Origin of the sequence: Collinsella aerofaciens, assembly GCF_005845035.1 — a bacterium.
Classification (GTDB): domain Bacteria; phylum Actinomycetota; class Coriobacteriia; order Coriobacteriales; family Coriobacteriaceae; genus Collinsella; species Collinsella aerofaciens_I.
Map to the genome: position 1 here is coordinate 246,915 of NZ_SPFO01000001.1, position 11,488 is coordinate 258,402.

General features: G+C 59.9%; 10 protein-coding genes. 4 read left to right on the forward strand and 6 right to left on the reverse strand.

Translation table 11 applies throughout. The annotated features are described in order from the left end of the window. Positions 1–309: 309 nt before the first annotated feature. Both FGQ67_RS01120 and FGQ67_RS01125 read left to right on the forward strand, forming a co-directional pair. Entirely contained in the window at positions 310–2,130 is a 1,821-nt protein-coding gene (locus tag FGQ67_RS01120) for an adenine deaminase (RefSeq protein WP_138339651.1), read from the forward strand. Between the two features lie 206 nt (positions 2,131–2,336). Then, complete coding sequence (locus FGQ67_RS01125; RefSeq protein WP_138339652.1) at positions 2,337–3,131, forward strand: Cof-type HAD-IIB family hydrolase; 795 nt, start codon at positions 2,337–2,339, stop codon at positions 3,129–3,131. Positions 3,132–3,246: 115 nt separating this feature from the next. Here the strand turns inward: FGQ67_RS01125 and FGQ67_RS01130 are convergent, their stop codons facing one another. The 6 genes from FGQ67_RS01130 to FGQ67_RS01155 form a co-directional block, all read right to left on the reverse strand. Continuing rightward, complete coding sequence (locus tag FGQ67_RS01130; protein ID WP_138339653.1) at positions 3,247–4,089, reverse strand: Cof-type HAD-IIB family hydrolase; 843 nt, start codon at positions 4,087–4,089, stop codon at positions 3,247–3,249. 87 nt (positions 4,090–4,176) lie between these two features. Next, positions 4,177–5,595 carry a citrate synthase gene (locus tag FGQ67_RS01135; protein ID WP_138339654.1) on the reverse strand — a complete coding sequence of 473 codons (1,419 nt, stop codon included), beginning with the start codon at positions 5,593–5,595 and terminating at the stop codon, positions 4,177–4,179. A gap of 78 nt (positions 5,596–5,673) precedes the next feature. Further along, positions 5,674–5,961 (reverse strand): ACT domain-containing protein, encoded by a 288-nt coding sequence (locus FGQ67_RS01140; RefSeq protein WP_006235289.1) that lies wholly within the window; start codon positions 5,959–5,961, stop codon positions 5,674–5,676. A 396-nt stretch (positions 5,962–6,357) separates the two neighbouring features. Then, positions 6,358–7,065, reverse strand: a complete 708-nt coding sequence (locus tag FGQ67_RS01145; RefSeq protein ID WP_255360342.1) for a site-specific integrase — start codon at positions 7,063–7,065, stop codon at positions 6,358–6,360. Positions 7,066–7,083: 18 nt separating this feature from the next. Then, positions 7,084–7,335, reverse strand: coding sequence for a helix-turn-helix domain-containing protein (locus FGQ67_RS01150; RefSeq protein ID WP_006235292.1), 252 nt, complete (start codon positions 7,333–7,335; stop codon positions 7,084–7,086). 9 nt (positions 7,336–7,344) lie between these two features. After that, complete coding sequence (locus FGQ67_RS01155) at positions 7,345–7,857, reverse strand: hypothetical protein (protein WP_138339655.1); 513 nt, start codon at positions 7,855–7,857, stop codon at positions 7,345–7,347. Positions 7,858–8,409: 552 nt separating this feature from the next. Here FGQ67_RS01155 and FGQ67_RS01160 point away from each other — a divergent pair. Together FGQ67_RS01160 and FGQ67_RS01165 are read left to right on the forward strand one after the other, a co-directional pair. After that, positions 8,410–10,632 (forward strand): hypothetical protein, encoded by a 2,223-nt coding sequence (locus FGQ67_RS01160; protein WP_117734371.1) that lies wholly within the window; start codon positions 8,410–8,412, stop codon positions 10,630–10,632. Positions 10,633–10,637: 5 nt separating this feature from the next. Continuing rightward, on the forward strand, positions 10,638–11,378 hold the full coding sequence (locus tag FGQ67_RS01165) for an ABC transporter ATP-binding protein (RefSeq protein ID WP_117769450.1): 741 nt from the start codon (positions 10,638–10,640) through the stop codon (positions 11,376–11,378). Positions 11,379–11,488: the final 110 nt, after the last annotated feature.

The window sequence follows — 11,488 nt, forward strand, 5'->3', positions numbered from 1 at the left end:
GGGCGCGACCAGAAGGTCAGCGCCCTTTCGTTTCACGTCACCTTGTCTCAAATGCGGCCCGCTCGCTGTCGTTGCCAAAACATCGGCGCTTCCGTTGTTGGCACTTTGGGACGTTCCTTTTGTGCCGGCACTTTGGGACACTCCTTGTCATTGGTGCAAAGCAACCTCTCCTCATTGCACCAAGTGGCGTGTGCCGTTAAGCGGAGAGGCGTATTGTTGACCCATCGTTTGGGCATACAATGGCTATTGGCTTGCTGCGGTGAAGGCTCGTCCGCTCCGCAGCTTTTTTCTACGGTTAAAGGAGTATGTATGTCCGTTGAGGTCATGAGGTCTGTGATCGATGCTGCCGAGGGGCGCGTGCCCGTCGACACGCTGTTTGCCAATGCGCAGATCGTCGACGTGTATGGCCAGCGTGTGGCGCCCGGTAGCGTTGCCGTCAAGGACGGTGTAATCGTCGGCGTGCTCTACAACGGTCGCGACGATGCCGCCGGTACCTACGAGGCTGCCGAGGTTATCGACTGCCAGGGTCGCTATCTCGCTCCCGGTTTTATTGACGGGCATCTGCATATCGAGTCTTCGAACATCCGTCCCGCCGAGTATGCTCGCATGGCCGCGACGCGCGGTACTACCACCGCCATTGCCGACAGCCACGAGATTGCTAATGTTGCCGGTCTCGATGGCTTGCGCTTTATGATTGAGGACGGCCGCCGCGCACCCATCTCCATCAAATACATGATGCCTTCGTGCGTGCCCGCTCTACCCGACGAGCAGGCCGGTGCCGTTATTTCGGCTGCCGATATGCAGGCGTTTTTTGCCGAGCATCCGGGCGATGTCTTTGGTCTGGGCGAGATGATGAACCTGCCGGGCGTCTTTATGGCCGACCCCGAGACCTGTGCTCGCATTGATGCTGCCAACCAGACGCCGTCCAAGCAGGTTGACGGCCACGCGCCGCTCGTTGCCGGCAAGGACCTCAACGCCTATGCCGCGGCGGGTATTATCGCCGACCACGAGTCGACGATTCCCGAGGAGGCACTCGACAAGCTGTCCCGCGGCATGTATGTGATGCTGCGTGAGGGCACGTGCAGCCACGACCTGGCCAATTTGTCCCCGATGCTGCTGGAGAATCCTGCCCGCGCCCGCCGCTGCTGCTTTGCGACCGATGACCGCGCTCCCTCCGATGCTCTTTCGACCGGCATGATCGACAATGCCTGCCGCGTGGCTATCGAGGCCGGTATCGACCCCGTGGTCGCCATCTCCATGGCGTCCCTTTCCACGGCTGAGGCATTTGGCCTGGACCACGGCTGCCGCGACCCGCACGAGCTCCGCGGCTCAATCGCCCCGGGCAAGCGCGCCGACCTGCTGTTGCTCGATGACCTGACGTTTGCCAAGGCTCCGCATCGTGTTTATGCCGCCGGTGCCCTGGTGGCGCAGGATGGCACCTTTGTGGGCGAGGTCGCACCCGAGACTGCCGAGGTCGCCTCTCTTGCCGATGAGCTGCGTGCTTCCGTTAAGCTGCCGAAGCTTTCGCTTGACGTGTTCGATTATGCCTTTAAGCCGGGCGAGGCGGTTATCGATGTCATCCCGGGTATGGCTATCACGGGTATGGCCCGTCCCGAGACTGACGAGGACTTGCGTCGCATTATGCTGATTGAGCGCCATGGCCGCGGCGTGTCGCTGCAGGCCGAGGGCGTCGATGGCGATGGCCCCGCTGGCCTGAGCCTGGTCGGCAAACATATCGGTCGCGGCTGGGTGCGCGGTTTCACTATCACCGGTGGTGCCATTGCCTCCACGATCGGCCACGACTCGCACAACGTGTGCGTGGTGGGCGACAATGCGGCGGATATGATGGCTGCTGTTGAAGCCGTGGGCCAGGGCGGCCACGTGCTGGTGCGCAACGGCGAGGTCGTGGCTCGTATTCCCCTGGCGCTCGGCGGCCTGATGAGCGAAGACACTGCCGAAGACGTCGCGGCGCAGCACGACGACTTTATGGTCAAGGCACGCGCTATGGGTATTGAGCCGCCGCTCGACCCCATCATGGGCATCATCTTCCTGCCCCTGCCGGTCATCCCGACGCTCCGCATCCGCCCCGAGGGCATGTTCGACGTTACAACCTTCACCTACGCCGACTAGTCATCGGGGACGTTCTTAAACGACTAGTCATCGGGGACGCTCTTTGGCGGGCTGCCTGACGCCGCGACCGTAGGACCTCTGGCATGTGTGAGCTATTTGCCAGGTCCTTGTAACGTTTACGCCCGCGGAGTCTTATTTGAGCTCCCTTTGGGTACGTTGGAATCGGATACGCGTTCGATTCCAACAAGCCCGAAGGGAGCTTTTCTATGTTTAAACTGATTGCATCCGATATGGACGGCACACTGCTTGACGAAAACGGCCAGGTGCCTCCCGAGACCTACGAACTGATTCTGGCGCTACACGAGCATGGCGTGCATTTCGCCGCATCGTCAGGTCGTCGCTACGATCGCCTGTGCGAGTTCTTTGCGCCCGTTCGCGACAAGATGGACTTTGTCGCCGCTAACGGCGCCCAGGTCTACGCCGACGGCAAGATGGTGGACCGCGAGGTGTATTCGCACCTGGCGATTCGAAAGCTCGCCCAAGCAGTCGCGACGTTTCCCAATCTGCATCTTGCGCTCTTTGACCGAACCAAGTCCTTTTTGCTCGATGACGAGTGCAAGTTCGTGCGCGAGGTCGATAAGGACCTTCCCAATGCCGAGCGCATTTGGGAGCTGCCCGATCCCAGCGTAAATATCATCAAGGCGAGTATCTTTTGCGATGACGGTGCCGTTATGGACAGCGCTTACGTACTGCAGCGCGAACTTGGTCAGCTCTTTACTTTTGCGCCTTCGGGCAACGCGTGGATTGATGCCATGCAGCCCGGTGTGTCGAAGGCCTCGGGTATCGCGCAGCTCGCGGAGCATTACGGCATTGGTCGCGACGAGGTCATGGCGTTTGGCGACTCGATGAACGACTACGAGATCATTCGCTTTGTCGGCACGGGCTGCGCGATGGAAAACGCGCGCCCCGCGCTCAAGGCGGTGGCCGATCGCGTGGTGGGTTGTAATCGCGACCACGCCGTCCAGCAGGAGCTCCGTCGCGTGCTGGAGAGTCTCGCTTAATCCGGCAGATGGGGACGTTCCTTTTCTGCCGGCAGTGGGGGGCAGTCCTCGCGGTTTTCCGGGGGTAGCTAATTTGGGACGGGGCTATTTTAGCTACCCTGCCGGGTTGCTGCTGCTAGGCGAGGGCGGCCATGATGGTGCGGGCGACGCCGTCGTGGTCGTTGTCGTATTCGGTGATGGCGCCGGCGGCCTCGCGGTCCTCGGGCTCGGCGTTGATCATGGCCATGCCGTGGCCCGCTGCCTGCAGCATGGGGATGTCGTTGATGTTGTCGCCGAACGCCCAGGCGTCGGCGAGACGCTCGCCCAGGTGCTCGCAGAGCCACGTGAGGGCCGTCCCCTTGGTGGCGCCCTCACCCATGACCTCGATATTCATGGCGTACGAACGCGTGACCTCAATGCCTTCGAGCGTGTCGAGCTCCGCCGCGATGGCGTCGCGATCGGCCGGGTTGTGCCAGTACATGGCGATGCGTTCGAGTGTCTCGACCTTGTCGATCTTGCTGTCGATATCCATGTTGATCGGTGTTCGTGTGCGCTTGAGCGAAGCCGCGATGTGGGGGTCGCCGCCGCAGAATTCGTCCAGGCGCGTGTAGAGCGAGCGGGGGAGGAAGCACTGCCCGTCCGCGAAGATATCGAAGGTCACATCGTGACCGGCGGCGATGCGATGGACGCGGTGGGCGATGGCGCGGTCGAGCGGACGGCTCAAGATGCGCGTGGCACGCGAGGCATCGGTGGGCACAACGTCGTCGAGCTGCCAGACGCTGGCACCGTTGGCGCAGACCGCGTAGTGTACGGCGGGGTGGGCGAGGATGGGCTCAAAGATGCCCGACAGAGGACGCCCCGTGCAGGGCACAAACTCAATCCCACGTCGAGCGAGTTCGTCGAGCATTGCCCAGGTGGCGTCGCTCATCTGCTTATTACTCGTCAGCAGCGTTCCATCCATATCGGAAAACACAATCATTCGCTGCAATCCTTTCTACTGGCATAAAAAGCGTGGCCGAGGGCGGTGATGCCCTGGCCACGCTCGGGTTCTATAACGGTCTGCGTCCTAACGATCGGCGAGCGGCTTGTACTCCAGCGGCTCGATAACCGGGCGATACGCGGGACGGATGATGCGGTGCGCGCAGAAGAGCTCTTCCATGCGGTGCGCAGACCAGCCGGCCATGCGGGCGACGGCGAACAGCGGCGTAAAGAGCGTCTCGGGCACGCCGAGCATCTTGTAGATAAAGCCCGTGTACAGGTCGATGTTGGCGCAGATGGGCTTGGTCATGCCGTGATCGCGCATCACTTGCGGGGCCAGGCGCTCGATGCGCTCGATGAGCGCGAACTCTTCGCCCAAGTCCTTCTTGGCTGCCAGCGAGCGCGCGTAACGGCGGCAGACCTCGGCGCGTGGGTCGCTCAGCGTGTAGACGGCGTGGCCCATGCCGTAGATGAGGCCCGTGCCGTCGAAGGCCTGCTTGTCGAGGATCTTGCCCAGGTAAGCCGCGACCTCGTCTTCATTTTCCCAGTTGGAAACATGCGCGCGGATGTCCTCGTGCATAGACACGACCTTGGCATTGGCACCGCCGTGGCGCGGGCCCTTGAGCGAGCCGATAGCCGCGGCGTAGGCGGAATACGGGTCGGTGGCCGAAGACGACAGCACGCGGCAAGCGAAGGTGGAGTTGTTGCCGCCGCCGTGCTCGGCATGCAGCATGAGCATAACGTCGAGCAGCATCGCCTCATCGTGGGTGAACGCCATGCCGCCGCGCAGGACCTGTAGGATGGTCTCGGCGGTGGAGAGACCGGGCGTGGGGTGCGGCACGTGCACCTCGGAGCCGCGAAGCTTGGCGATCGAGGCCATGTGTGCGAAGGCGGCGATGCGCGGGAGACGTGCGAGCATGGAAATGGCGACGTCGATTTCGTGCTCGGGCGTGATCACGTCTGGTTCGGCATCGAAGGCGTAGAGCAGCAGCACGGCGCGCTGGAGCACGTTCATGATGCTCGACGACACCGTGGTCATAGGGAACTCTTTAGCGTACTCGTCGCTCAGATGTCTAAAGGCACCTAGGCGCTCGCAGAAGCCGCCGAGCTCTTCCTTGTTGGGTAGCGAACCCGTGATAAGCAGATAGGCGACTTCTTCGTAGCCGTAGCGATTTTCGGCCTGGGCATTGTTGACCAGATCCTCGATGCTGTAGCCGCGAAGCGTGAGCTTGCCCTGATCGGGCACGACCTTTCCGTCGACCTTGTTGTAGCCGTGCACGTCCGAGATGCGGGTAAGGCCCGCAACCACGCCCGAGCCGTCGGCATTACGCAGGCCGCGCTTGACGTTATGCTCGACGAACAGACCCTCGTCATACGGATTAGTCGGCATGCCGTGGTAGAGGTTTTCGCTTTCGGGCGAAATCTGGCGGCTCGCCTCATAATCCAAGACCAGGCGGCTCAGATGGTCATCGAAGCGGTAGTAGATTTTCTTGGCGTCGTAAGCCATGCGCGCTCCTCTCGGGGCCGTGTGGGGGCGGCGTGCTTGGGTGCAGATGCGCCGGCCTGTTCCCGCACGGCCTGTTCGCTACAGGCGGTACATAAAGTTAAAGACGTCCTCGCGCTGGATGGACACGTTGACGCCCGAAAGCTCGCCGGCCTCGGCCAGGGCCTTCTGCAGCTCGGCGAAGTCGAGCTTGGACTCGGCGGTGTCGGCCAGCATGGTCATGGTGAAGATGTCCTCGATAATGGACTGCGTGATGTCGCGGATGTCGACGTTGGCCTCGCCCAGAACGCGGGTGACGCCGGCGACGATGCCGGGGCGGTTCTTGCCAAGGACGGTGATGACGATACGGGAGGACGAGATCTCGGCCATGGGAAACCCTTTCGCGTGGTTGCGGCGCGCGCGGGGCGCTCCGCTACGGTACAATGTTCATCATTGTACCTGTCTGGCGCAAAAAAGGCGCGCTCGCTGCGGCGTTACATGCCTGCAACATGAGCGTAAGGGGGAAGGCCGCACGGGGAAGAGCCGTCTGGCGCGTGTCCGGCTCGTGTTGGGTTGATTTCCGATCTCAGCCGAACACATTGAGCGGACAGGCCGTTCCCGCAGTCAGCCGAACGCCTCCGACGGCTGATTCCGAACTGGAAGCGGAGGGCATCCCCGCCCTTCGGTAGGGGATACCGCTCCGCGGCGCATGCCGCGGGCGGCGCCCCTATCGGACCACCGTGACCTCAGTTGGGATGGGCCCAGCACTGCCGCGTACTCGGTGAGCTAGAGCCAACTGTTCGTCTTCACGTCGCGTATGGCGATATTTCGGTCGTCCGGCTCGGTGATGCCGTAGCCGAACGCCTGGAGCGTCTCGATGGACTCCTGGATCCTCTGTTGGAACATGGGACCCGGATCGACCCTCGGCCCGAGGTGCCCGCGCCAAAGGCACGGCGTGGCGCGCAGCATGTTATGGATTTTGGAGATGGGCTCGATGTCGGCGTAGACGTTGAGCGTCGCCATGGCGTCCTTGTGGCCGAGGATCGATTGGAGCGCCTTGATATCGCCGCCTTGGCGGATCCACTGCGTTGCGAACGTGTGGCGAAGGCCGTGGAACGTGATCAGCTCGTCGTTGGTGCCCATGAGGCCGTTGGTCTCCGAGAACGTCTTGAACGCCCTGCGGATATAGCTTGTCGTCGCGAAGGTCGCGCCCGGCTCCGACAGGATGTAGCAGTCCCCGATCTCGACCGCCCCGGTAAGGCCGCGCAAGCGCAGCTTTCCGCAGTCGATCTCGTGGGTCTCCTTCAGGAAGGGGAGTAGGCCGACCGGGTCGATGGGGATACCCCTGGCGTCATGGGTCTTGGTGTCCTTGATGAACGAACCCATTCCCTTCGCGTACGCCACCGAGTGTCTGATCGAGATCAGGCCCGTCTCGAAATCCACATCGCACCACCGAAGGCCGCAGACCTCGCCGATTCGCATCCCCGTGTGCAGGGCGAGTACGACCGCCCTCTAATCCTCGGCGGACCAATCGAGTCCGAACTCCTTTCGGGCATCCTCTTCGCTCATGACTTCGAGAAGGTCTCCGGGTTGGCAACGAAGGGCGAGGCATAGCTGCTCGAGTGTGTTGAAGCGAATGCCGCGAATATGCCCTTTTTTAATACGGGACAGGTTCACGGGCGTGGTTCCAATCCTTTCGGCAAGTTCGTTCGAGGAAATCTTTCGCTCGGCCATGATCTTGTCGAGGCGAACAATTACGGGCATGGCGTTTCCTTACGCAATCTCGTCGGAGTCGAGGTACAGCTCTCGGGCGTACAAGAAGAGCTGGGAAAGCATGAACAGGACGATGCCGAGAACCAGAGAGGTCCAATCGAATGATGAAGCGATCTCTTGGGCGCCGACGGCCCCCTCGCCGCCAAACATCGAAACGGAGGTTTTGAGTGAGCCGGCGTAGAGGCTGGTGGCAGCTTGAACAACGAAGAGAATGCCGAGCACCTTCAAGCATGTCGCAGGCCCTTTCTTGAAGGGGTCTCCGCTCTTGATCGTCCACACGAGAACGGCGCTGAGGATGGTCGTAGCGATACCGATGACGGCAGGGACCAATGTCGAGATCGCAAGGGCTGGATACGCGGGGGAGTCTGCAATTACAGGGTTGTCGAGCACTTCGATTGCTGGCTTTAAGGAGAACGCCACTTGTGCGATGGCGGTGGCGCAAAGGGTCGCAGAGGCTATCGCACATGCGATGCGGAAGGAATAAAGCCGGGGAGTGCGATTGTCGGAACTCATAATAACCTCCGAAGAATTTAAAAAACTCAGGTTACTTTTTAACAGTTTATGTTAAATTGACTTTGCTGGCCAGTAATCACAGCATGCTGCAACCGAAACCCCTCTAGATTGGAGAGGATTATGTTCAGTACTGTTAAGTCGTGTAAGCTCTTGGTTTTCCTCGGCCTCGCTCTTTGTCTGTTGCTGCCGGGAGCCCCCGCTTTTGCGGATACCCCGATGCCTCCTTCCCAGGAGAGCAGCCAGTGTGCCCTCGTTGAGCCCCTCGGGTATACGGACGACGTCGTCGATACCTACTGGAGCTACAGCTGTCCTCGCGGCGTAAGCGGGCACAGCATCTCGATGTTCAACATCTCTTACAAGACGATCTCCTACCGAAATGGCTATCGCCGATCCGCGCATCATAGGGAATCCCGCCTCGCTGCAATGTGCTCCTGTGGTGTTCTTGGCACAACTGATAAATGGCAATTTGTCTATAGCACCTAATAGATGCGAGGAAGGGCCGAGCATTTTGTTCGGCCCCTCTGTTCCGACTGGATGAGGTTAAGGTTGGCGATGAATATGCTCAAAATCTCGAAGGCGATCTTTAGGTCGCTTCTCTCCTCCAGGTCGCTCTGTGTTGTCGTTGTTGCGTTGATGGTTCTTTGTGCTCTGCCCGTCTTCAGGAGCGCGGCTGGCATCGACGGACGGGTCGAATACCTCGAGTCGGGAATAACCCGTGTTGAGCAGGAATTGTCAGCATCCTATGCGGATGCGCTTGTGAATGCGGGGGAGGACGGTGTCTATACCTCTTCATCAAGCATGCCCGCGCTTCTGTACCCTCTTGCCGCGGGACGTCTTATCTTGGCACCGCTCTCTCCCCTACTTCCGTTTCTGCAGATATCGGATGGAGAGTACACCTATTATGACGGATCGAAGGAGTACTTGCTATGGGTCGCAACGGCCGTTGCCGTCTCGTTCCTTGCCGCGCGTCTTAACAAACGTGAAAAGCTCATCATCCAGGCACCGATGGGCGAGCTGGGTAGACTTGTTGCATCGAGCGTATGGGCGAGTGTTTTTGCAATGCTTGCCGTCCTCGCCATCAATCTTCCAGGGATAATCGCCGCGCTTGTGAAGAATGGCCCGGGCTCGCCGTTCTATCCGATAGGCTACATTCAATATGCGACTCCGGTTATCAAACCGGCTTGGCTGGTGTTCGCGCAGACGGCCATCTTGCAATTCTTGGTGGCAGCGTTCATCTCGCTTGTCGTTCACCTTGCCGTGAAGATTGCCAATAACCCTACGCTTGGAATCGTGTTCGTATGTGCCCTGATGGGGGTGACGATGGTTCCCGGGTATTACGGAAGATCCATCGCTTTACGTGAGTTCGCCCTGTTGAATCCCCTTACGTATGCGAACACTGAGTTGACCGTCGGCGCCTATAGCCCGTACCCGACAACGCAGATAGTGAATCTGCCTGGACTTTGCTTCGAGCGTGGCGCGATTGCCCTCGTATGCGCAATCGGGATCGAGGTGCTGGCAATTAGCCTGCTTTGCGTTGCTGGAAAGAGCGGCTGCGCGTGCCCGATATCCCCGATTTGTCTTGAGAGAGGTTCCTTCACTGCATCGAGAACGGCAACTCGTTCGAGCGCTTGTGCCTCCGCCGTTGCATACGTAAGAACGATGGGGAAACTGCTCCTGCGTTCTCCTACCCTCGCCGTATGCGCGATTGCAATGTCGACGACGATGCTGGCCCCGGCTCTGGTCGAGATGTTTCCTGACGCTGATAACGTTTCCGCTGTTCGGTATAGGGATGGGGAGCTCCGTTCAATAGATCGGTATCTAGAGCAGAACGCTGCGAATATGGACGTCGAGGGCAAAGCGGCCCTGGAAGACATGCGGGATGCTCTTTCGGGTTTCGTGTACGCGCCTATGCCTGCGGAGGGGTTTCGAAGCCTTGCGACGTACGAGCGCGCTCGAGGTGAGCTGGGCGCGGCAGATGCGACTCTCCTGCAATCGATCGGAATCGAGCCGGAGACTCCTTCTCGTGCGGAGGCGCGCGCCCTTCTGCTTGAGTCGATCGCGAGCTTGCCGGACCCCAAGGTTTACGAGTTAAGTACGAAGATGCCCCCATTAATCCTCCTTTCGTATCTCCAGGCAGCGCTTCCCTCCTTATTTTTGCTGTTGCCCGTGGTTGTCACATCGCTCGCGTGTACCCACCTGCAGTGTCGTTCCCTTCTGGTTCTCCAGATCCCCGCAACAGCGCATGTGCGTTTTCTGACGGCTGTTGCGCTGGCTCTCCTGCTTGGCTTGGTGCTGCTTTTGGTGTCGATGGTTCCCGCTGTCGTTGTGTCCGTGATTAAGAACGGTGCGGGTGGATCGGAGTATCCCGTCGCTCTCATTCGGGCGGGAGCTTCGACAACGTCCATGGTGGGGGAGGCGGTGTTGTGCAGTATTCCGTTGCTGGTCATGGCATACGGCGTGATTTCCGTCGTCGCTGCGTTGACAGCAGCGATTAGCCGCAACCCCGTTGTCACCGGAATGGTTTGCGCGGTTCTCTTGGTGTTGGGTTCGTTGAGCGCTCATGTTGAAAGCGTGGGCATGGGCGTCGCGCTGCTGGCTCCATTCGCCTCGTTTGATCCCGCTTCCCAGGTGGGGACGATTGGGTTCCTTGGGCGAGGGACGAACGCGATGCCTTTTGGAGAGGTCGTCGGCGCATCGGGCGCTCTGCTGGTGGTCTTGGGTGCCGTATCTCCGTTGATGGTGCGCCTGAGTGTTCCAAAGATCGAAAGGGGATGATCTCGATGATTGACCTTCAAACGCTGACGATCTCTTATGGAAAGAAGGTGCTCGTAGATTCGGTGAACGCTGAGTTTGCCCCGGGTACGGTCTACGGTCTCGTCGCTCCGAACGGGCATGGAAAGACGACGTTGCTGCGTGCGATGGCAGGTTTGCCGGGTCCTCGCGTGGACGGGAGCATCGTTCTGGATGAGGTGCAGGGTACGGGTGCGAGAGAGGTCCGTTCTATGATCTTCTATGCACCTGGTGAGGGGACGCTGCTGTATCCCGGATTGCGTGCGGAAGATCACCTCAAGATGGTTTGCGATATGTGGCCGCATGCTCGCGATATCGAAGAGATAGTGGAACAAACGCAGATAGGCGAGTTCGCGAAGATGAGGATCCGCACTCTGAGCCAGGGCATGAAGCAGCAGCTTACCCTGGCGATTGCGTATGCGACGGGCGCGCGGTACCTTCTATTAGATGAGCCCATGAACGCGCTCGACCCCAGCAGGGTGGACTTGCATTCCGAGATTCTCAGGAAGCTGGCCGATTCTGGTACGTGCATCATCATGTCATCCCACATCTTGGATTCGGTCGATAGGCTGTGCGATGAGATTCTGTTTTTGAAGGATGGGAGGCTCATTAGAAGCATTCCGCAAGATGATGCTGCGCCGAAGTCTCCTGGATCCCATTTCGCAAAGCCTGCCGGACGCGCCGAGGGTGCGCTAAGCACGTATCGGCGACTCTACGAAAAGGGCGGGTAGAAATGCAAGTTAAAAATCTATGTGGCCAATGTGATACCGTTGAACCCGCATATCGATACCGCTCAGCCATTCGCCTCGCCCCCGTCGCACGCATCTTCATTCGGTCTGTC